This window comes from Microbacterium wangyouchuni, from assembly GCF_054072595.1.
Window position 1 is genome coordinate 399,932 of record NZ_JBSVRM010000003.1, and the last position, 21,070, is coordinate 421,001.

22 protein-coding genes are annotated in these 21,070 nt (G+C 65.6%); 11 read left to right on the plus strand and 11 right to left on the minus strand.

Going from position 1 to position 21,070, the window contains the following annotated elements; genetic code table 11:
• Positions 1–4: 4 nt before the first annotated feature.
• A complete protein-coding gene (locus ACW5CM_RS06935; RefSeq protein WP_438252872.1) occupies positions 5–379 on the minus strand; it encodes a hypothetical protein in 375 nt (124 codons plus the stop codon).
• A 203-nt stretch (positions 380–582) separates the two neighbouring features.
• Between ACW5CM_RS06935 and ACW5CM_RS06940 the strand changes: the two genes are divergently transcribed.
• Together ACW5CM_RS06940 and ACW5CM_RS06945 are read left to right on the plus strand one after the other, a co-directional pair.
• Complete coding sequence (locus ACW5CM_RS06940; protein WP_438252871.1) at positions 583–1,422, plus strand: DUF4097 family beta strand repeat-containing protein; 840 nt, start codon at positions 583–585, stop codon at positions 1,420–1,422.
• The gene (locus ACW5CM_RS06945) at positions 1,419–2,051 is read left to right on the plus strand and encodes a PadR family transcriptional regulator (protein ID WP_457124596.1); all 633 of its coding nucleotides are present in this window, start codon (positions 1,419–1,421) and stop codon (positions 2,049–2,051) included. Before ACW5CM_RS06940 ends, ACW5CM_RS06945 begins: the two co-directional genes overlap by 4 nt.
• A 22-nt stretch (positions 2,052–2,073) precedes the next feature.
• On the opposite strand, the gene ACW5CM_RS06950 is transcribed toward ACW5CM_RS06945, so the two are convergent.
• Positions 2,074–2,616: a universal stress protein gene (locus tag ACW5CM_RS06950; RefSeq protein WP_438252869.1), complete on the minus strand. Its 543-nt coding sequence runs from the start codon at positions 2,614–2,616 to the stop codon at positions 2,074–2,076.
• A gap of 150 nt (positions 2,617–2,766) precedes the next feature.
• On the opposite strand from ACW5CM_RS06950, the gene ACW5CM_RS06955 reads away from it, so the two are divergent.
• Positions 2,767–2,952 (plus strand): DUF3073 domain-containing protein, encoded by a 186-nt coding sequence (locus ACW5CM_RS06955; RefSeq protein WP_438252868.1) that lies wholly within the window; start codon positions 2,767–2,769, stop codon positions 2,950–2,952.
• 94 nt (positions 2,953–3,046) lie between these two features.
• Here the strand turns inward: ACW5CM_RS06955 and ACW5CM_RS06960 are convergent, their stop codons facing one another.
• Genes ACW5CM_RS06960 through purM form a run of 3 tightly spaced genes read right to left on the minus strand, consistent with a single transcriptional unit; the run spans position 3,047 to position 6,933 of the window.
• Positions 3,047–4,339, minus strand: a complete 1,293-nt coding sequence (locus ACW5CM_RS06960; RefSeq protein ID WP_457124597.1) for an MFS transporter — start codon at positions 4,337–4,339, stop codon at positions 3,047–3,049.
• A complete protein-coding gene (gene purF / locus ACW5CM_RS06965) occupies positions 4,336–5,808 on the minus strand; it encodes an amidophosphoribosyltransferase (protein WP_457124598.1) in 1,473 nt (490 codons plus the stop codon). Before purF ends, ACW5CM_RS06960 begins: the two co-directional genes overlap by 4 nt.
• A 6-nt stretch (positions 5,809–5,814) precedes the next feature.
• Positions 5,815–6,933: a phosphoribosylformylglycinamidine cyclo-ligase gene (gene purM, locus ACW5CM_RS06970; protein ID WP_438252865.1), complete on the minus strand. Its 1,119-nt coding sequence runs from the start codon at positions 6,931–6,933 to the stop codon at positions 5,815–5,817.
• A gap of 135 nt (positions 6,934–7,068) precedes the next feature.
• Between purM and ACW5CM_RS06975 the strand changes: the two genes are divergently transcribed.
• From ACW5CM_RS06975 to dctP, 5 genes are all read left to right on the plus strand, one after another.
• Positions 7,069–9,744, plus strand: coding sequence for an outer membrane protein assembly factor BamB family protein (locus ACW5CM_RS06975; RefSeq protein WP_457124599.1), 2,676 nt, complete (start codon positions 7,069–7,071; stop codon positions 9,742–9,744).
• Positions 9,745–9,909: 165 nt separating this feature from the next.
• Positions 9,910–10,497 carry a TRAP transporter small permease gene (locus tag ACW5CM_RS06980; RefSeq protein ID WP_439255634.1) on the plus strand — a complete coding sequence of 196 codons (588 nt, stop codon included), beginning with the start codon at positions 9,910–9,912 and terminating at the stop codon, positions 10,495–10,497.
• 2 nt (positions 10,498–10,499) lie between these two features.
• Positions 10,500–11,777, plus strand: a complete 1,278-nt coding sequence (locus ACW5CM_RS06985) for a TRAP transporter large permease (protein ID WP_439255633.1) — start codon at positions 10,500–10,502, stop codon at positions 11,775–11,777.
• Between the two features lie 28 nt (positions 11,778–11,805).
• Complete coding sequence (locus tag ACW5CM_RS06990; protein ID WP_457124600.1) at positions 11,806–12,243, plus strand: type II 3-dehydroquinate dehydratase; 438 nt, start codon at positions 11,806–11,808, stop codon at positions 12,241–12,243.
• A gap of 105 nt (positions 12,244–12,348) precedes the next feature.
• Entirely contained in the window at positions 12,349–13,401 is a 1,053-nt protein-coding gene (gene dctP, locus ACW5CM_RS06995; RefSeq protein ID WP_457124601.1) for a TRAP transporter substrate-binding protein DctP, read from the plus strand.
• Between the two features lie 92 nt (positions 13,402–13,493).
• On the opposite strand, the gene ACW5CM_RS07000 is transcribed toward dctP, so the two are convergent.
• The 3 genes from ACW5CM_RS07000 to ACW5CM_RS07010 form a co-directional block, all read right to left on the minus strand.
• Positions 13,494–14,162, minus strand: coding sequence for an IclR family transcriptional regulator (locus ACW5CM_RS07000; protein WP_457124602.1), 669 nt, complete (start codon positions 14,160–14,162; stop codon positions 13,494–13,496).
• Between the two features lie 5 nt (positions 14,163–14,167).
• The gene (locus ACW5CM_RS07005) at positions 14,168–14,914 is read right to left on the minus strand and encodes an IclR family transcriptional regulator (protein WP_457124603.1); all 747 of its coding nucleotides are present in this window, start codon (positions 14,912–14,914) and stop codon (positions 14,168–14,170) included.
• A gap of 116 nt (positions 14,915–15,030) precedes the next feature.
• Complete coding sequence (locus tag ACW5CM_RS07010; RefSeq protein WP_457124604.1) at positions 15,031–16,095, minus strand: ThuA domain-containing protein; 1,065 nt, start codon at positions 16,093–16,095, stop codon at positions 15,031–15,033.
• 149 nt (positions 16,096–16,244) lie between these two features.
• Here ACW5CM_RS07010 and ACW5CM_RS07015 point away from each other — a divergent pair, with 149 nt between their 5' ends.
• Positions 16,245–16,850: a zinc-binding alcohol dehydrogenase gene (locus tag ACW5CM_RS07015; protein ID WP_438252864.1), complete on the plus strand. Its 606-nt coding sequence runs from the start codon at positions 16,245–16,247 to the stop codon at positions 16,848–16,850.
• Between the two features lie 105 nt (positions 16,851–16,955).
• Here the strand turns inward: ACW5CM_RS07015 and ACW5CM_RS07020 are convergent, their stop codons facing one another.
• Complete coding sequence (locus tag ACW5CM_RS07020; RefSeq protein WP_438252863.1) at positions 16,956–17,264, minus strand: potassium transporter Trk; 309 nt, start codon at positions 17,262–17,264, stop codon at positions 16,956–16,958.
• Between the two features lie 48 nt (positions 17,265–17,312).
• Positions 17,313–17,681: a sterol carrier family protein gene (locus tag ACW5CM_RS07025; protein WP_457124605.1), complete on the minus strand. Its 369-nt coding sequence runs from the start codon at positions 17,679–17,681 to the stop codon at positions 17,313–17,315.
• Positions 17,682–17,724: 43 nt separating this feature from the next.
• Between ACW5CM_RS07025 and ACW5CM_RS07030 the strand changes: the two genes are divergently transcribed.
• Positions 17,725–18,396: an NUDIX hydrolase gene (locus tag ACW5CM_RS07030; protein WP_439255626.1), complete on the plus strand. Its 672-nt coding sequence runs from the start codon at positions 17,725–17,727 to the stop codon at positions 18,394–18,396.
• A gap of 77 nt (positions 18,397–18,473) precedes the next feature.
• Positions 18,474–19,751, plus strand: a complete 1,278-nt coding sequence (gene purD / locus ACW5CM_RS07035; RefSeq protein ID WP_457124606.1) for a phosphoribosylamine--glycine ligase — start codon at positions 18,474–18,476, stop codon at positions 19,749–19,751.
• Positions 19,752–19,824: 73 nt separating this feature from the next.
• On the opposite strand, the gene ACW5CM_RS07040 is transcribed toward purD, so the two are convergent.
• Positions 19,825–21,003, minus strand: coding sequence for an ROK family transcriptional regulator (locus tag ACW5CM_RS07040; protein WP_438252859.1), 1,179 nt, complete (start codon positions 21,001–21,003; stop codon positions 19,825–19,827).
• Positions 21,004–21,070 lie beyond the last annotated feature (67 nt).

Here is a 21,070-nt window from a genome sequence, read left to right on the forward strand (position 1 = left end):
GCGATCACTTCCGGTCTGCGGGACGACGCGACAATGCGAAGCCCCTGGCGATGAACGGGGCAGCAGCGAGAGCGATGAGTGGATGCTGTCGGCTGTGCGTTCGCACATATGCGATCGCAGCGAGCGGCACTGCGGCGGGAAGCAGCGCGAGCGCCGCTCGACGACTCGCGCTCCGCGGCGTTGCCCACCATGCCGCAGAGACGGCGGCCGCGCTGGCGGCGCAGGTCACGATGTACAGCGCATGATGCAACCAGCGGAAGCCACTGGAGTCAATGAGTTTTGCGGCGACAGCTGTCCCCAGCGCGCAGTTCGCGGTATAGCTCAGCGCTGCTGCGGCGAACAGTGGCGCTGCGTTCGTGGGGTGCCGACGGCGGTCCATGTCTTGACCCTATGCCGTTCGCTTCCGGCTGCGTTCAACAGGCACAAATGGCTGCATTGGGACCACGGATCGAGCCATTTGTGCTTGTCGAACGAAGAAAGCTTGACAAACTCGAGATATATCGTGTTATTGTCGAAACACGCGATATATCGCGATCAACCCCAGACCGACCAACCGAAGCACGATCAACCCCAGGAGAGAACATGACCGAGAAATGGCTCATCGCCCCCGGCGAAGAACGTGTCATCGACATCCCCCAGGCGACCCGGCTCAAGGTCGGCCTCGTCCGCGGCCAGGTCGATGTCATCGCACACGACGAACCCGGCATCCGCATCGAGGTGCACGGAGTCAGCGTCAAAGACCTGCGCATCGAATCTGACGGCACCCAGATCGAGATCGATCACCCGCAGCTGGGGTGGGACAACTTCCTCGAGGTGTTCCGCAACTTCGGCTCTGGCGGGCCGCGTGCCGAAGTCAGCGTGGCAGTCCCCCGCAGCATCGCCCTGAACCTCGGCGTCGTCAGCGCTGGTGCCCTGGTTTCCGGGCTCACCAACGACGCGCGCTTGAACACGGTCTCCGGCGAACTCATCGTCGACACGCACACCGGAGATCTGACGCTGAACTCCGTCTCCGGCGACGTGCAGGTGCGCGGTCTCACGGGTTCCGTGAACGCGAACAGCGTCTCCGGCGACGTCGCCATCACCGGTTCGATCCGCAAGGCGACTGTCGACAGCGTCTCCGGTGCGATCTGGGTGGATGCTGGCGGCGCCGTCAATTCGATCACGCTGAACACCGTCTCGGGCGACAACACGATTCGACTCGAAGAGACGCTGCCTGCCAACTACGTGGCGCGCTCGATGAGCGGCGCCGTGACGATCGACGGCATCGACCGCGCCAGCTCCGGACCCACCAGCTTCGCTGGTTCCACCGGTGAGCTGGCTGGCTCCTTCGTCGACATCCGCACGAACTCGGTCTCCGGGGACACGACAGTTCTGCGTCGCCCGCTGACCACCGCAGCCGACGACGAGGAGTGGGACTCATGAGCCCCACCGTCTTCTCGCACGGCGACCTGCGCCTCTATCTGCTGTCACTGCTGGCCGAATCGCCGCAGCACGGCTACGGCATCATCCAGGCTCTGACCGATCGCACCGGGGGCACTTACACTCCGAGCGCGGGCACCATCTATCCTCGGCTTGCGAAGCTTGAGGAAGAGGGACTGGTCAGTAAGACCATCGATGGTCGCACCACGATCTATGCGATCACCGACGCCGGTCGCGCTGAGCTCGCCAGCCGCGAGAACGACCTGGCCGGCATCGAGTCGGGCCTCGCCGATTCCGTTCGACTGATCGCCAACGAGGTGCGACAGAGCGTGCAGGACGCCATGAAGAGCCTTCGTGCCGACCTCGCATCAGCAGCGCACGATGAGCGAGCGGCCGCGAAGAGTCGCCCGTCGACATCGAAGCCGGCAACCAGTGAGCGCACATCCAGTCGTGAGCAGCTGCACCGCGCCGACGCTGCGATCAACGACTTCCGCGCACGCGTGCGCACCGACCTTCGCACCCACGTCGCGCGGGGTGGAACGCTGAGTGAAGCGACGGTGAAAGATCTCGAAAGTGCGATGGATGCCGCAGCTCACGCCGTGACCGGTGCGCTGCACTCATCCAGCAGCTAGGCCGAGAGCCGCGGCCGTGCGGCTACTCGGTCCAGATCTCGGCCTGGTCGTCCGGGACCTCTTGCTCCAACGGAACCACAAGTACCGAGCGGTGCTGCCGGTGGGCGAGACGAGCAGCCACGGAGCCGGTGAAGAATTCGCGGATCGATTCGCCGAGACCGCGCTTGCGGGTTCCGACGACGATGAGCTGCGCATCGAGCCTGTTTGCGAGCTGCTTGATGGCAAGAGCAGGGTCGCCGACGAGCTGACGTGCGGCCCAGGTGAGGGCGCTGCCCTCAAGAAGGGCCCGCGCCTGATCTTGGACCTCTTCGAACTCAGCGACGCCCGCTTCGATGTTCAGATCGATCGGCGCCGAGTGCACGTAGCCGTCCGGGTCTTCATAGGTGACAAATCGCGTGACGTCGACGTGAGCGACCACGATGGGAACGTTCAGCAGGGCTGCGAAGCGGGCCGCCTCCTGCAGGACGTGCGGCGCCTGATCCGGCTGCATCCCGACGATCACCGCCTTTTGCAGGGCGGCATCCTGAGCCGCTTCGTCGGACGGAGAGGAGGTTGCATCTGCCATGAGAATCGTTCCCTTCACCAACCGGCGAAGGCCAGAGGACCTGGCCCTCGTGCTATCCTAAATGTTACTCTTACCGGCTGCGCGCCGGTGTCGTGAAACGCTTCGGGCACTCGCTTGTCCGACAGCTTAACTCGTGAGGGGGTCTCGCGCATGGGCCGTGGCCGTCAAAAGGCGAAACACACAAAGATCGCCCGCGAACTCAAGGCATACAGTCCTTCGGTGAACTACTCTGCGCTGGAGCGCGAGCTGGCTCATCCGACGGACGAAAACGCCTACGTCGATAAATGGGCGGACGAGTACGCGGATGAAGACGAAGACGAGCTCGAAAAGGCCTGACCGCTTTTCGTGCGCGGCCCCGCGACTTCGGTAGCGGGGCCTTCGTCGTACCCTGTCACAGGTTCGGCAACCTGTCACCAGGTTCGGCAACCTGTCACCAGGTTCCGTGGCGTCGTTCCCACTCTTCTTCGACCGTCCGCCGCCGACCGGCGATGACTCCGAAGGGGATCGAGGCGAGGAATACAGCGCCCAGCACCAGCAGCGGAACAGTCCAACTGCCGCTGATGTCGTGCAGCACGCCGATCAGCAACGGGAAGCCCGCAGCGATCACATAACCGGCGCTCTGCACGAAACTGCTCAGTGCCACAGCGCTTTCCGGCGTACGCGAGCGGATACTGATGAGCACCAGCGCCAACGGGAACATCACGCCGACGATGCCGAAGATCGTCACCCACAACCAGATGGTGACCGCGTTCGACCAAAACAGGAGACCTGCGACACCAAGCAGCGCACTGGCAGAGCCCACCGCATACAGCGGGCGCGTGGCCTGGAATCGCACCACCAGAACCGGCACGAGCAGTGAAGCCGGAAGCCCCATGACGGCAAACACCGACAGCAACAGCCCCGCCGTGCTCGCCGAGACTCCGGCGACATCTGTGACGATGGCCGGCAGCCAGGCGAACGAGACGTAGGCGGCGATCGACGAGGTGCTGAACACGACGGCGATCGACCAGGCCATCGGCAGTCGCACCAGCCGAGCGAATGCCCGCGAGTTCGTCGGCACGACGGCGATCGGCCCGGTCGACAGTTCAGCAGGATCGGATGCCGTGGCATTCGCCGCGCCAGCGGGCGCAGCATCCATCGCCGGCCGACGTGCCGCCCGACCGCTCACCAGGATCGCCATCCACGGCAGCACCCCGGCCAGAGCAAACACACCCCACAGCCCCAGCGATACGCGCCAGCCCGCAGCGTCCGCCACCGGAACCGAGATCAGCGGCGGCAGGAACGTCGACAGCGCCATCGCCGTTGTGTAAAGCGTGAGCATCAGGCCGAGCCGGTCGGGGAAGTACTTCTTGACCAGCGGCGGCACCAGAATGTTCCCCATGCCCACGCCCGCGAAGATCAGTGCCGTCGTCGCAAGCAGAGAAACCGATCCGAACGACAGCCCGCGCAGCACCAGCCCCGTTGCAATCGCGGAGAGCGCGATGACGGTCACCGCTTCCAACCCCAGGCGCCGCTCGAGCAGAGGTGCGCAGAGCCCGAAGATCGCGAAGCACACCGGTGGCGCCGTTCCGATCAACCCGACGACCGCGGTGGGCAGGGGGAAGTCCGCGCCGATGTAGTCGATTACCGGTGAGAGCGAAGCCACCGCCGAACGCAGCGAGAAGGCACACAGCAGAATGCCGAGAACCGCGAGGGCACGCCCGCGCCACAGGGGCCGGGTCACGAAGATTGCGAGCTCTCGACCCACTCGAGGTACTCGTCGGTGACCGTGCCGGTCACGTACCGGCCGTCGAAGCAGCTCATGTCCAGATCGGTGATAGCCGACCCCTCGATGATCGCCGCTTTCAGATCCTCGACCTCCTGGTAGACCAGGTGGTCGGCGCCGAGCTCGGCGGCAACCTCCGGAATCGTGCGGCCGTAGGCGATCAGCTCATGCTTGGACGGCATATTGATGCCGTAGACGTGCGGGTACCGCACGGGTGGGGCGGCCGAGGCGAAGGTGACCGAGAGGGCACCGGCATCCCGCGCCATCTGAATGATCTGCTTGCTCGTCGTACCGCGCACGATGGAATCATCGATGAGCAGCACGTTCTTGCCGCGGAACTCCGTCGACATCGCGTTGAGCTTCTGTCGCACACTCTTCTTGCGCACTGCCTGCCCCGGCATGATGAAGGTGCGCCCGACGTAGCGGTTCTTGTAGAAGCCTTCGCGGTACTCGATGCCGAGTTTGCGGGCCACCTCCATCGCGGAGGGGCGGGCCGAGTCCGGGATCGGCATGACGACGTCGATCTTCTCGCGCGGCACGTGCTTCGCGATCGTGTCGGCCAGGCGCTCCCCCATCCGCAGTCGCGACTCGTACACCGCGATGCCGTTCATGGTCGAGTCTGGACGGGCGAGGTAGACGTACTCGAACGCGCAGGGGAACAGCTGCGGCTGCTCGGCGCACTGCTGCGTGAACAGCTCGCCCTTGTCTGTGATGAAGACTGCTTCACCCGGTGCGACCTCGCGGACGACCTCGTAATCGCCGTTCTCGAGCACGAGCGACTCGCTGGCCACAATCCATTCGTCCTGCGTCTCACCGTTCGCCCCAGCGCCGTCGCGACGGCCGAGGATCAGCGGGCGGATGCCATGCGGGTCACGGAATGCGAGGAGCCCGTGACCGGCGATCACGGCGATCACGGCATAGGCACCCTCAATACGCTGATGCGTGCGGCTGACCGCTTCGAAGATGCGCTCGGAGTCGAGATCAACATCGGAGGTCGTCGCCTGCAGCTCACCGGCGAGCACGTTCAGCAGCAGCTCGGTGTCACTGGAGGAGTTCAGGTGCCGGCGATCGCGCTTGGCCATGTCGGCGGTGAGTTCGCGGGTGTTGGTGAGGTTGCCGTTGTGGATCAGGATGATGCCGTAGGGCGAGTTCACGTAGAACGGCTGGGCTTCTTCTTCGCTGGATGCTGTGCCCTTGGTGGCGTAGCGAACATGGCCGAGGCCGACGTTTCCGAGCAAGGATCGCATGTCGCGGGTGCGGAAGGCCTCGCGCACCATGCCCTCGGCCTTGATGATGTGCATGACACCGCTGGGCTCTGCAGTGGCCATACCGGTGGCATCCTGACCGCGGTGCTGCAGCAGCAGGAGCGCGTCGTAGATGTCCTGATTGACCGGGCCGCCTGCGACCACTCCGACGATTCCGCACATGGGGTGTTACTTCGCTCCGTCCGCGTACGCGCCGATCAGACGCACTGCACCACCGTCGACGCCCTTGGCGCCCTCTTCGAACTCGCCGGCCGGACGTGCGCCGGTTCCGACGGTCGCGACCTGCCAGGCGTTGATGCCCTCTTCGGCGAGCGCTGCAATCGCGGCATCCTTCTGCGAAGCGTCAATCACGGCGAGGAAACCGATTCCGAGGTTCCAGGTACCCTCGGCCGACTCGAGCGTGGTCCCGGCGATGTCGCTGAGCACGCGGAAAATCGGGCTGGGCGACCAGGTGGAGCGATCGACCTCTGCCCAGCTGCCGACGGGCAGCACACGGGCGAGGTTCGCCGAGATGCCGCCGCCGGTGACGTGGCTGAGGGAGTGGATGCTGCCATCGGCGAGGGTGTCGATCAGGCGCAGCAGCGGAAGCGTATAGAGGCGGGTCGGCTCGAGCAGCGTCTCGCCCCACGTCGCGCCGAAGTCGGCTGCGGTGTCGCCGTAGCCGATGCCGGCACCGGTGATGATGTGACGCACGAGCGAGTAGCCGTTGGAGTGCAGACCGCTGGATGCCAGCGCCAGAACGATATCGCCGTCCTGCACGCGCTCGGCACCGAGGACGGCACCAGCCTCGACGATTCCGGTTGCGGCGCCAGCGACGTCGTAGTCGTCCACGCCGAGAAGGCCCGGGTGCTCAGCGGTCTCGCCACCGACGAGCGCCGTGCCGGTCGCGGTGCACGCATCCGCAATACCGCGCACGATGTCGGCGATGCGCTCGGGGATGACCTTGCCGCAGGCGATGTAATCGGTCATGAACAGGGGCTTCGCCCCCACCACGACGATGTCGTCCACGACCATGCCGACCAGGTCTTGCCCGATCGTGTCGTGCTTGTCGATGGCCTGCGCGATCGCGACCTTCGTGCCGACACCATCCGTGCTGGTTGCCAGCAACGGCTTGGTGTAGCCGAGAAGAGCTGTGGCATCGAAGAGCCCGGCGAACCCGCCGACGCCTCCGAGCACTTCAGGTCCGTGCGTTGCGCGCACAGACGACTTCATCAGCTCGACAGCGCGATCACCCGCAGCGGTATCGACGCCGGCTTCGGAATAGGGATTAGTGGGAGAGGCAGCCACGTGACAAGACTACCGCCGCCGCGGGCCCCCGGATTCCGCCGGCGTCTCATCCGATGGGCCATCGATTGGCAGCACCGGGCAACCGCGCTAGCTTCCGAAGCATCCAGGGACCGATGACGACCAAGGAGCCGAACGATGTCCACCCATCTCGCAACACGGCTGGGGGTGGCGGGGATCGCAGCGGCTGTGACGCTTTCCCTCGCCGTCAGCCCCGTCTACGCAGTCGACGAAGGCGCAGGCGATGGCCTGACCGCCACAGCGCCGACCGGGCACGATATGCCGACTGTCGGCGGAAATCTGGGAAACCAGCATTATTCCGCCCTTGACCAGATCACGAAGAAGAACCTCGACCAGCTGGCACCAACGTGGCGTACGAACGTCTCGGCAGTCGCTCCGGCATCCGGTGCCACCGGTCAGCAGACCACACCGATCGTCGTCGACGGTGTGATGTATCTCGACACCCCCAGCGGCGGAGTGATCGCCGTGGATGGCGCCACCGGCGATTCTGTCTGGAAGTGGGAGAATCACGAGTACGGAATGTCGAGCACGCGCCGCGGGGTCTCTGCCGGTGAGGGCCGCATCTACACGCTCGCAGGCGACAACCGTGTCGTGGCGTTGGATCAGACCACGGGCGAGGAGATCTGGGCGGTACAGCCGGTCGGACCCGACGGCGAGAACCTCGGCCGGGTGGCGAAGGTCGCAACGGTCTACTCGGAGGGGATCGTCTACGCGCACGCTGCTGACGGCGACCGCGGCGCCGTCGTCGCTCTCGACGCCAGCGATGGCAGCTACGTCTGGCACTTCTTCGGCGGCCCCAACCGCGGTGAAATCTTCACCGGCGTCAACGGAGAATCCTTCGACGCTTCCGAAACGTGGGGGCCGGTGCACGAGGACGGTACCGACTGCGCGGTCGAAGGCGGCGCAACATCGTGGATGCACGGCGCCGTCGACCCGGAACTCGACATGTACTACATGACGTTCGGCAACCCGCGCAGCTGCAACACCTCGCAGGACGGCTCCGGCCGCCCCGGCGACAACGTCTTCTCCGACACCCTCGTCGCTGTCGACGCCGCCACCGGCGACTACAAGTGGCACTACCAATCGATCCGCCACGACATCTGGGACATGGACAACGTGCACGCCCCGAACCTCGCCGACATCGAGGTCAATGGTGTGGAGCGCCAGGTGATCTTCTACGGCAGCAAGTCCGGCCACCAGTTCGTGCTGGATCGCACGAACGGTGAACCGGTACTGCCGACTGAGCGCAAGCCGGTGATCACTGACGACCGCCAGGCGAATGCTGAGACCCAGCCGTTCCCCCTCGAGCGGCTGCTTCCCGAATGCGTGGCCTGGGAGAAGCTCGGTCCCGACAACGTGCCCGGCGACCCCTGGCGCGGCGTGCCCAACTACAACGGCTATCAGCCGGACGAAGACGGCAACCTCGTATTCAACCCGGACAGCTACGTCGCCGCAGATCAAGAGCACCTGACCTATCCCGACGGCCATGTAGGACATCGCGAGGGCTGCATGTACGACCCGCAGTGGGATCTCCCAATCCTCTCTACCACCAGCCAGAACGGCGGCGGCGACTGGTCGAACAACGCCTACAGCCACAACACGAACCTCGTGTACTTCCCCTACGGCACGAACAATGTGGCGCACTGGAACGGCGCATCCGCCAACGGGCAGCGCGCGATCGGTCAGTACCAGACCGGCGGCATCGTCGCCTATGACGCTTCCACCGGAGCCGTCGAGTGGCTGCAGCACCTCGGCACCGACATGTCGCACGGTCAGGGGCCCTTGGCGACAGCATCCGATCTCGTGTTCGTCGGCCAGATCGATGGACGACTGCTCGCGATGGATGCCGTCACGGGAGATGTGCTTTGGCAGTTCCAGACCGGAACCGGCATCGGCTCGGCACCGGTGACGTACGAGGTCGACGGCGAGCAGTATGTCGCTGTCTTCGCGGCTGGCACCACGAACCCCTACGGCGGATCGGTGACCAAGGGCGACGCCCTGTGGGCGTTCAAGCTCGGCGGTGACTTCGTGACGGCATCCGGCAGCCAGGAAGGCCCGCTGACCGCTCCGCTGTCGATTCGGCGGCCGGTGCAGGGCTCAGCGGTCGAGGGCGCAACGGTCGACAACACCGTGTTGCTGGCCCGTTCGGATCGCACCTCTGACACTGCCGAAGCTGCGGACAGCACGAACCAGGCAGCGATGCAGCCGACGCACCTGCGGGTGCCGGTCGGAACCGCGGTGACATTCCTCAACCCGGGTGCGGAGACGTTCACCACGCATCCGAACCAGCTGGAGCACTGCGCGACCCAGTTCTTCGAAGGGGAGTTCAACGCGCGTTTGCAGCCAGGGGAGAGTTACCAGCACACGTTCGACAAGGCGGGCGACTACTTCTTCAACGACTGCACCGATCCCCGACCCACCGGAAAGATCGAAGTGTATGCCGAGTCGGAGGACCACCCCGGCGCCTTGACGTTCCGCCCTGGCTCGCTGGATCTGAGCGCGAAGAAGGGACTCTTCACGAAGGTGAAGGGCACCGTCAACGCGCACCTCGATCTGCCGAAGGGATACGTACACGAGGGTGAAGTGCTGCTGGAGACCGAGCTCGGTCTCCAGCCCGTCCCCGCGTCGAAGGTCACTGGCAGCAGGAATCACGTCGTCCTGAAGTTCGACAAGGCTAACCTCGACAACAACGTGCCGGCGGGAGTGACCGAATTGACCGTCATCACGCACGCCGTACATGAAGGTGTCCAGAAGCAGATCAGATCGACCGTGAGCGTTACCGTAACCAAGTAGACGGATCTCGCAATCGCGTGTGCCGCGTCGCCTTCCCCGGCGGCGCGGCACACGTGCGCGTGGGGGCCGTTCCATTCGTCGGGACGAGGCTTGGTCACACCAGGACCGCCCGACCAGAGTTGCCAGCACGGCGGTCAGAAAACCGCCGAGACAGAGAGGTCAACCATGCGAGGACGCAAGGATCGCGAGGCGTCGATCTACGGCCACACCGAGACCGTCTTCACGACACCGGAGCTGAACTCAGATGTCCCGAAGGAGTCACTGTTCATCCGGGTGCTCTCGCACACCGAGATGATCGTCGGCGTCATTCTGTTCGGCGGCATCTTCTTCGGTGTCATGTATCAGGTGGCCGGTCGCTACTTCCCTGTCATCAGCTGGGTCGGTGCGGGTGAGCTCGCACTGCTGTCGATGATTGCGATGACGTTCATGATGATGGGGTACCTCACCGGACGCAACGGCCACATCGTCATCGAGGTGTTCGATGGCGTGCTGCGCGGCAAGAAGCTCTTCGTCGCCCTGCGCATCGTCTCGGCTGTGATCATGGTGATCACCAGCATCGCGCTCGTCTACGACGCCTACGTGAAGGTCAGCCTCGAGTGGATGCGCGTCAGCGCCGCGATGGGCATCCCCCTGGGGATCCTCTACATCTTCGCCTTCATCGGTGGCGTGTCCACCGGCATCCACTCGCTGTGGAAGATCCCGCATGCGAACCGGCCGGAACGTCAACTCGAGATCTCTGAGATGGAGGGCTGATCATGGACCTCTGGCTCTTCGTCGTCCTGATGGTCGTCCTGCTGCTGCTGCGCGTGCCCGTCGCCTTCGCGATGATCGCGCCGAGCATGCTCTACTTCTACACCCACAATCTTTCAGCCGGGTACACCACCACCGCGATCGTCAACGGCATCAACAGCTTCCCGCTGCTGGCGGTGCCCCTGTTCATCTTCGTCGGCACCGTCGCCAACCATCTCGGCATCGCCACGCGGCTGTACGATTTCGCCCGCGCCCTGCTGCCCCGCCTTCCCGGCAACCTCGCCTACGTCAACCTCACCACCGCGGTCGGCTTCTCGTGGATCAGTGGCTCTGCTCTTGCGGATGCCGCGTCCACGAGCAAGGTGCAGGTGCCGCAGATGCTGAAGGCGAACTACCCCTACGGATTCTCCGCCGGCCTCACCGCGTCAAGCTCGCTGCTGAGCACCGTGATGCCGCCCAGCATCCCGGCCGTGCTGTTCGCCGCCACAGCTTCTATCTCGACCGGCGCGCTGTTCGCCGGATCCGTGCTCCCGGCGGCGTTGATGGCGCTGGGTCTTGGCGTCTACATCGCGGTCTGGGTGCGCTTCCACCCGAACATCGCCGGAGGCCGGCCCTTCAACGGAACGATGCTGCGCCGCGCGACCGTACGCGTGCTCGGCCCGATGATGATCCCGGTGATCATCCTCGGCGGCATTTTCAGCGGCTGGTTCACCCCGACCGAAAGCGCGGGAATCGCCGCGGCCGTCGTGCTCGCACTCGGTGCGGTCTACCGCACGCTCACCTGGAGCGCCTTCTGGAAGGCGGCCAAGGAGACGGTCCTGATGTCAGGCGGCATCCTGCTGATCCTGGGCGCCTCGAACCTGCTGGGCCAGGTCCTCACCCGCGAGCAGGTCTCGCGCAACCTCGGCGAGTTGCTCCTCGGCCTTACCGACAATCCCGTCGTGTTCCTGCTGCTGCTGAACGTGCTGCTGATCCTGCTCGGAATCTTCCTCGAAGCGACGCCGGTGATCCTCGTGCTGGTGCCGATCCTGCTGCCGATCGCGGCGACCTACGACATCGATCCGGTGCACCTGGGCGTGATCATGATCGTGAACCTCATGATCGGCTCCCTCACTCCACCGGTCGGCGCCGTGCTGTTCGTCGTCGGCTCGGTCACTCGACGACCGATGGGCGAGCTGTTCCGGGGCATCCTGCCCTTCCTGATCCCACTCGGCACGGTGCTGCTCCTGCTGACGCTCTTCCCCACGATCGTCACGATCGTGCCGACCTTGCTGAACCTCTGACATGACGTCGCCTCGAAAGGACCCGACCGTGATCCGAAAGCTCTACGTGCTCAACGGCCCGAATCTCAACATGCTGGGGATGCGCGAACCCGACATCTACGGCACTGTGACCCTGCAGGACATCGAGACCGAGTGCGCAAACCTCGCCGAAGAGCTGGGGTTCGAGCTCGCGTTCGAGCAGTCCAACGCCGAGCACGAGATCATCGGGTGGCTGCACGATGCGCATCGCGACGGTGCCGCCGTCGTCATCAACCCAGCGGGGCTGAGCTTCCAGTCCGTTCCGGTGCTCGATGCGCTGCGCATCCTCAGCATCCCGATTGTCGAGGTCCACATCTCGAACATCCACGCTCGCGACGAGGCGCACCGCCACTCGCTGATGTCGACCGTCGCGACCACGGTTATCGCCGGCGCCGGAGCGTTCGGATATCAGCTCGCTGTCCGCGCAGCAGACGCGCTCGCCAGCTGAGCGTTCCACTCGTCGAGAGCCCGGTTTGTGATCTGGCACCCGCAGGCAAGAGTCAACATAAGCCCCAGACCAGCGCGATGAAGCGCGAGATAAGAGGAGAGTCACATGGTAAACAACATCACGATGCGTCGCAGCGCCGTCACAGTATCGGCGCTCGCCGCCACCGCGCTCATGGTCGCGGGCTGCAGCGGTGGTGCCGCGCCCGCTGAGAACGGCGCGTCCGGGTCAGACGCGAACGACGTGACCCTCACGGTGTCTCTCACGCAAAACGAGCAGACGCCGAACTACTACTGCGGCGTCGAACTGCTGAAAGACCGGTTGGAGGCGTCAGATCTCGGATTCACCGTCGAGCTGTACCCATCGAGCCAGCTCGGCCCGCACGCCGATCGCTTCCCGATGGTGCAGGCTGGCGACATCGACATCGACCTGCTCGGCGGCTCGGAGCTTGCGACCACATTCGCTCCTATCGAAGCCGTCGATGCCGCGTACGCGTTCGATGACGTCGATCATGCCTTCTCCTGGATGGATAACGGATCCGAGGACCTGTTCACCGCGTTCCACGACGCCACCGGTGTGAAGATCGTCGACGGCTGGCTGTTCGGAAACCGCACATTCACCACCAAGGACGTCGAGATCCGCAGCCCCGAAGACCTTAAGGGCGTCCCCATCCGCTTCCCCAACTCCCCCGGATTCCTGGCGAACGCCGAGGCCCTGGGTGTGGACAGTCCGGTCTCGGTCGCGGTGGAAGAGGTCTACACCGCTCTGCAGCAGGGCATCGCCGTCGGCCAGGAGAACCCGATCGTGGCGACCCACTCGTCCAGCTACGACGAGGTGCTCAACGTCGCGGTTCTCAACAACCACAACGTCGGCATCCAGTTCGCCGTGGTCAGCGATAAGACCTACGAGAAGCTGAACGACGAGCAGACCGAACTGCTGGAGAAGACGATCCGCGAGATCCGCGGCGAGAACCGCACCTGCGTCGAGGAGGAGACCGAGGAGATCATCGACGGCTACCGTGAGAACCCCGATTTCACCGTTATCGAACAGGATGAGATCGACATGGATGCCTTCATCTCGCAGTCGGAGGACTTCTTCAGCGAGTACTACTCAGGGGAGACCCTCGAGGCTTACCAGGCGATCCGCGAAAGCGCCGGCTGATCTGAGCTGAATCTGTGGGGCGGGCGCTTCGGCGCCTGCCCCACAGGGCTTTTTGGGGGCAGGGTTCGCTTTTGGGGGCAGGGTTCGGCTGCTCAGTCTGCAGCGATGCGCTTACTGAGCGCTACGGCCGCGCGGCGCACGAAGGGTGCGGCGTCGCCGGGGACCAGGTCACCGATCCCGCCGCTCACTGCCAGCGCCGCGATCACGCTGGCCCGCTCGTACACGGGGCTGGCCAGGCACACGTGGCCACCATGGACGACCTCAGACACCGGCGCGACATCGTGACGCGCGCGCGCACTATCGTGTGCGGTGAACTTCTCGAAGGCCGCACCGAGAGCAGTCGATGCGCGCGGCAGCCGCTCGCCGATGCGCGCAACCGGGTGGTCGGTTTCACGCCCGTGCGCATTGGCGATGATGACGATCTCCTCGCCGTCGGCGATGGCAAGCTGCACGTTCTGCCCCGTAGCATCGCGAAGCGCAGTCATCGTGCTGATCGCGAGCCGGCGCAGCCGCCGGGGCTGCTCGACGTTCTGCCCCAGCTCGAACAGGCGCAGCCCGAGGTAGAGATTGGCGTCGACGCGATCAAGGTAGCCTTCCGCCACAAGGTCGGCCGCGATGCGCGACACCGTCGATTTCGGCAGGTTCGCTCGCCGCGCGAGTTCAGTGACTCCGAGTCCCTCGCCCAGCTCTCCGAAGGCATCAAGAATCGCGCTCATCCGATCGAGCACGCTGACAGCTTCCGTCCACGACGCCGTACGCATGACGATCAGGCCGCAGGAAGTCGTTTGGCCAGCGAGACACCGGCGGCGCGCACCAGCGGCGCCACGTTGTCCGGGCGCATCGCATCAGAGGGACCGGCGACAGAGATCGCGCCAATCACGCTGCTGTCCGAGCCGATGATGGGACTCGCGACAGCCAGCACACCTCGGTAGGAAGCCCCGGAGTCGGTCGCCAGCATTGAGGAGCGCACGTCGGTGAGCTCTCGGCGGAAGCGCAGCATCTCTGCGGCGATGAGCGGTGCGCTGACCAGGTCGATGACGCGCTCGTCCTCGCAGAAGGCGAGGAAGGCCTTGCCACTCGCGGTGGTCAGGGCGGGCGAGCGCATGCCGGCCCAGGTGGGGAGCATGGGGAGCCTGCCCGGCGCCGCGGCCAGCGAAACCATATCCGTGCCCTGTTGCACCCACAGGCCAACGCGTTCGCCCGTGCGTTGCGCGAGGTGGCTCATAATCGGTGCCGCCGCGGAGACCAGCCGGCGCGGCATCGTTGCCCTGGCGCCGAGCTCGAAGAGTCGAAGCCCCAGACTGATGCCGCCATCGCCGCGCACCAGATAGCGTTGCGAGACCAATTCGCTCACGAGCCGTGCAGCCGTGGACTTCGGAATGTCGGTGGCGTAAGCGATCTGTGTGACGGAGATCGCACCGTCCGCACTCTTGACGGCATCCAAAATCGACAGAATACGCGTGAGCACGGATACTGAGGGACGTTCTGCCGGAACGGGAGAGAGACTCGACATCGGGACCCTTCGAAAGAGGCGGTCTGTTCGATCCGCTCGGGATCGAAGCTACTGCGTGGTGTGAGGGAGCGCAACGGGCCCGAACGCGTGTTGCACGTTCGGGCCCTGCGGGTGGATCAGACCGCGCAGAACGGTTTGATTCCCATGACGCTCTCGAGTCCCTCCATGACGTGACTCTGGAAGAGGTCATCGTTCTCGGCTTCGGCATCGGTCCATACCTCGACGGAGTGACCGAGCGTTGTCAGCCAGGCACGGCCGCCGTCGTAGTAGTGGCACCAGCTGACCGGGTGCTCGGCCCCGTGGCCGGGGTGACCCGACTCGCGTCCGTTGAGGCTCGTCTGCTCATCGACTTCGAGGAGCACGTTGACGTAGCTCGGGTACGGGTGCAGGTTGTACCACTCGTCGGTGAAGCCCCACGTCTCAGGCATGAACTCCGTCGACACATCCTTGTCGTTGATGACCTCCACGGTGCCGGGCCGGTTCGGCGCGTGATCGTAGAAGTTCGTGCCGCCGAGCAGTCCTTCGTACCACTGCCAGTGGTACTCGGTGCCGAAAGCGTTGTGGATGCCGACGAAACCGCCGCCGCGTCGAACGAACTGCATGAGCGCCGTCTGTGCCGAGTCGTCGAGGCTGTCGCGGGTGGAGCTCAGGAACACGATCGCCTGGTAGTTGTTCAGGCGGGAGAATGCGGACAGGTCCTCGGTGTAGTCAACCGCGATGCCACGTTCCTCGGCCCAGGTCTTCAGCCCGGCCTGCGCGACGTTGTCCGCGTTCAGTGGCGGGTTTAGTCCGGGCTCGAGCGGCGTGCCGAGGTGGGCGTGGCGGGGGCCGCCGGTGCGGCTCCAGATGAGGATCCGCTTCTCCTCGCCCTCTTCCCAGGTGTTGCCCCAGTCGTGGTAGCAGTCGGTGCTGAGTCCGCGGCAGACACCGTAGTCCTTGATGCCGTCTAGGTAGACCGCATCGGCTGTGACCGGCTTGTTGCCGTTACCTTTGTTGCCGTTGTTGCCGTTGTTGCCGTTGTTGCCGTTGTTGCCGTTGCCGTTGCCGTTGCCGTTGTTCCCACTGTTGCTGTGCCCGTTTCCGTTGTTCAAGCTCACGGTCGACGTGCTCGCGGCGAAGAGGCCAGCGCCGAGAACGGCAGCCGCCACCAGCGCGATGCCCGAACGCAATATGGATTTCACGTGATCTCCCTCGATCATTCGAATCGGAAGCCAGAAGAGCCGGCTCGACCCTGAACCTAGGCATCAGTGGAGGCTGTGGCAACGCGTGTTCCATCCAGTAAGTCAGACCCGCACCGGCAAAGCGTGCGCAGTCTCCCTAGGATGGTGCCATGGCCGACAAGCCGCAGTGGTTGATCCGCGAAGACGCCGGAGTCCCGGTGCTCGTCGCCCTTGCGCTGCGCCAGCACCTCGGCATCCGAGTTCCCGAAGACCTGCCGGCACTGCGCGACCTGCCGGTGCGTACTCCGGATGCTGCCGATGCCACCCTCGCGCTGGAGAAGCAGTGGCGCGACTACTGGAATATGACCGTGGAGCCGCGAGCGCATCCTGCCGAGGGCCCGCTGGAACTCGTCGACGGATTCGACACGATCGTCGCACTGCCCGCGAGCGGTGCCGAGCAGCTGCGCGAGGCGATCACTCCGCTGGCCACGCCTGCGCAGCAGTACGCCCAGACCGCGCACAACCGCTACGTGGACTCGATGAACACCTCCACCGGCGGCGACTCGTACCGGGCCTACGCGAGTGCAATCGCCGAGTTCGAACGAGAGATCGGTCGCCGCGCGCACTCGTTCGAGCTGAATGTGCAGGTGCTGCCGTTCACTCAGCGCGGCATCTGGTGGATCGGCGCTCTCACTGTCGCCGTCACCGACGGCCTGCGGCGCGATGTGGTCGCGTTCGACGAGGCAATCCGCCCCGTTATCGGCGAGCTAGCGTAGCCCCACCCCGTAGCCCCTGCGCCCCCAATATCACCCCCGCGAGTGGGCGCGCGTGGCTCGAAAATCACGCAAAAGCGAGCCACAACCGGCCACTCGCAACGAGAATTACTCGACGATGGTTTCGCGATCGACGCGGACGACGCGATCGTGGCGACGCGCGATGCGCTCGAGCACCATGCCGACGATGCCACCGAGGCCGACACCGATCGGAACCGTCCACAGCAGCGCGAAACCGAAGACCTGGCTCGGCGGGTACACCACATCGAGCACGGGAGACGGCTCGTAGTTTCCCACCATCGTCAGGATGCCTGCGGCGATGATGCCGACCACGATGCCGATGCCCAGGAACACTCCATAGCGCGGCACCCGCCGAACGGTCGCTTCGACGGTGTGGTGAGAGTCAGGGGCAGACATGTCTCCATTGTCCCACTGTTCACCTCGGTGCATGCCGAATACCGGGCGCTACGGGCGCAACGGCAAGAGGTCGCGCAGATCGGCGCGAGTTCCGGATGCGTGGACCCGGCCCGCAGCGTACGCATCGGCCCAATCCTCCGCCCCGGTCGCCAGAGCGATCCAGGTCGCCGCATCCATCTCGATCACATTCGGCGGGGTGCCACGCGTGTGCCGCGGTCCCTGCACGACCTGCACGGCGCCGAACGGCGGCACCCGCACCTCGACACTGTTGCCCGGGGCCTTCTCATCGAGCAGCTGCAGCAGGTAGCGGACGGCCGTCGCCGACGCCGGACGCGCAGGCTTCTCCCCCGCGGCGAGCGCAGAGCGCACAGCATCCAGCGCCGCTCGCCCATCCGAGATGTCGATCTTCTTGGCCATGTCTCCATCTTGTCTGATCGTGCGCACCGCGTATGGTCGGACTGTGGGTGACAGTCAGCATTCGGAAAACGCACGCGCTCAGCTGCTCGGGGCGCTCTCACACGGGTGGGCGGGTCCGTTCCCGGAACTCGCCAATGCCTCGGCCGCGCGCCGGGCTGCGGTACTCATCCTGTTCGGGGTGCTCGACAGCATCCCCGCACCGACTGCGGACGCCGCTGTCGCCCGCGACCTCGACGTCCTGCTGCAACGTCGCGCGCCCACGCTCTCATCGCACCCCGGGCAGGTCTCGTTCCCCGGCGGTCGGCGCGAATCCGGCGATGCCGATCCTGCCGCAACCGCGCTGCGCGAGGCTGAAGAGGAGACCGGACTCGACCCAACCGGAGTCGAAGTGCTCGCGACCCTGCCTGAGCTGCCGCTGGCCGCCAGCAACCACCGCGTCACTCCGGTGCTCGCCTGGTGGACGAAGCCGTCGAAGGTGGCCGCTGTCGATCATGCCGAAACCGTCGAGGTGTTCCGGGTTCCGGTTGCACAGCTGCTCGACCCCGCCAACCGTTACACCTCGGTGGTCAGCCGCGAAAACGTCGGATTCCGCAGCCCGGCATTCGACATCAACGGCACGATCGTGTGGGGTTTCACCGCCATCGTGCTCGACCGCATCTTCGATGCTGCCGGGTGGACGGTGCCCTGGGATGCCACGATCGAACGGCCCATCTGACCGATCCGGGCCGTTCGTCCCGGCGCGCAGACCCCGTCTCGCCACCCCGGGCACGCGAGCGTCGCTAGTCTGGAGGGGTGAAGATCCTCGTCCTCGGTTCCGGTGCCCGTGAGCACGCGATCATCCTCGCCCTGAAGGCCGAGCAGACGGAGCACGAACTGCTCTGTTCCCCCGGCAACGCCGGCATCGCCGAGGATGCGACGCTCGTCACCGTCGACCAGCTCGACGGCGGAGCGGTGACCACCTTCGCCAACGAGAATGCTGTCGACCTCGTCATCATCGGCCCCGAGGCTCCGCTCGTCGCCGGCGTCGCCGATGCGTTGCGCGAGCGCGGCATCCCGGTGTTCGGACCGGGCAAGGCCGCCGCTCAACTGGAGGGGTCGAAGGCCTTCGCGAAGCGCATCATGGATGCTGCATCCGTGCCGACCGGACGTGCCGTGCGTGCAGCATCCGCCGTCGAAGTCGAAGCCGCATTCGATGACCTCGGCGCACCCTACGTGGTGAAGGCCGACGGCCTCGCCGCTGGCAAGGGAGTCATCGTCACCTCCGACCGCGCCGAGGCACTCGCGCACGCCGAGCACTATCTGCCGACCGGCCCGGTGCTGATCGAGGAGTTCCTCGCAGGCCCTGAGGTCTCGCTGTTCTTCCTCTCCGACGGCGACACGGTGCGCGCGCTCAGCCCCGCGCAGGACTTCAAACGCGCCTACGACGGCGACGCGGGCCCCAACACCGGCGGCATGGGCGCCTACTCACCACTGCCGTGGCTGGATGAGCAGTTCGGCAGCGAAACAGCCTTCGTCGACCTGGTCACCGAGCGAGTCGCCCTCCCCGTCATCCGCCAGCTGGATGCCGAAGGCACCCCGTTCATCGGCCTGCTGTACGCCGGACTCATCCTCACCGACGCGGGCATCAAGGTCATCGAGTTCAACGCGCGCTTCGGCGACCCGGAGACGCAGGTCGTACTGCCCCGGCTCGTCACGGCGCTGTCCGAGTTGCTGCTGGCCGCAGCATCCGGAACCCTCGAAGACCAGCCGCAGCCCGTCTTCAGCGACGACGTCGCGATCACCGTCGTCCTCGCCAGCGAAGGCTACCCAGAGTCCCCGCAGACCGGTCGCCAGATCTCCGGGCTCGCGGATGCCTCAGGCGTCGAGGGCGTGCGCATCATTCATGCTGCGACTGCGGGTCCGGATGCCCCGGGCGGAGACCTCGTCGCCACCGGCGGTCGCGTACTCAACGTCGTCGCGGTCGGAGCAGACTTCGCCGCCGCGCGCGCACAGGCCTACGAGGCGATGAACCGCATCAGCCTGGATGGCGCGCACTTCCGCAGCGACATCGCCGCCCGCGTCAGCGAGTAACCAGCGGCCGAGCACCGGCGGCCGAGCGCCCGGCGCCCAGCGCCCAGCACCCAGCACCCAGCGGCCGAGCGCCTCACCTGGTGAGGCTGAAGCTGCGCGGCAGAATCTCGGGTGAAAGCGCGTACTCCACGGCGAGCATGCTCGCCCCGCGGACGGCAGCCTGCCCGGCTGTCGCCGACTGCACGATCGCGAGCTGCTCAGTGGCCAGCGGCATCGAACGGGTGTAGACGACCTCGCGCACCCCGGCGATGAGATGCTCTCCGACGCGAGCCATTGCCCCGCCGATGACGATGACCGAGGGATTCAGCAGGCTGACGGATGCCGTGAGCACCTCGCCGAGGTCGCGTCCTGCCTGCCGCACCGCTTGAACCGCGTCGAGACTGCCACCCTTGACGAGTTCGACAACGTCGTGACCGCTGCGAGCTTCGATCCCCTGCGCAGCGAGATTGCGTGCGATCGCGGGTCCGGAGGCGAGCGCTTCCAAGCATCCGGTGTTGCCGCAGTGACACGGCACGTCCGCACCGCGAGCGACGCGCACATGTCCGAGATCGCCGCCGATTCCCTGGGCCCCGCGCAGCAGCTGACCGCCGGAGATGATGCCCGCACCGATGCCGGTCGCCACTTTCACGAAGATCAGGTGATCGGTCGTCGGCCAGGCAGCTGCCCTCTCGCCGAGAGCCGAGATGTTCACGTCGTTGTCGACGAGAACCGGAACATGCAGATGCTGCTGCACCCAACCGGGCACGTCGAAGCCGTCCCAGCCGGGCATGATCGGCGGACGAGCCGGGCGACCGGTGGAATGCTCCACCGGCCCCGGAACACCGACGCCGATGGCAGCGATGAGGCTGCGTTCGAGATCGATCTCGATCATCAGCTCGGTCACCGCGTCCACCAGCCAGTTCAGCACTGCCTCGGGTCCGGTCGCTACGGCGATGTCGCCGGTGCGCTCGGCCAAGATGGTGCCCGCAAGATCTGTGACGGCGACGGTCGTGTGCGAGGCGCCGATATCAGCGCCGATGACCACCCTCGAGGCAGGGTTCAGGGCGAACTGCGAGGGCGGACGCCCTCCCGTCGAGACTGCGTCGGCGACCGGGGTGATGAGCCCCATTCGCATGAGCTCATCCACGCGTGCGGCCACCGTCGAGCGCGCGAGACCAGACGTCTTCGCCAGCTCGGCCCGGGTGCGCGGCTCGCCATCGCGGAGCAACTGGAAGAGTTCCCCGACGCCGGGACCGCTCAAATTGCTTGCCATGGTGCCCCTGTAGATGTCGTGATCAGCGTCTGAAAGCTGCGCCGTCCGGTGCCGGTCGGCGCTTCGT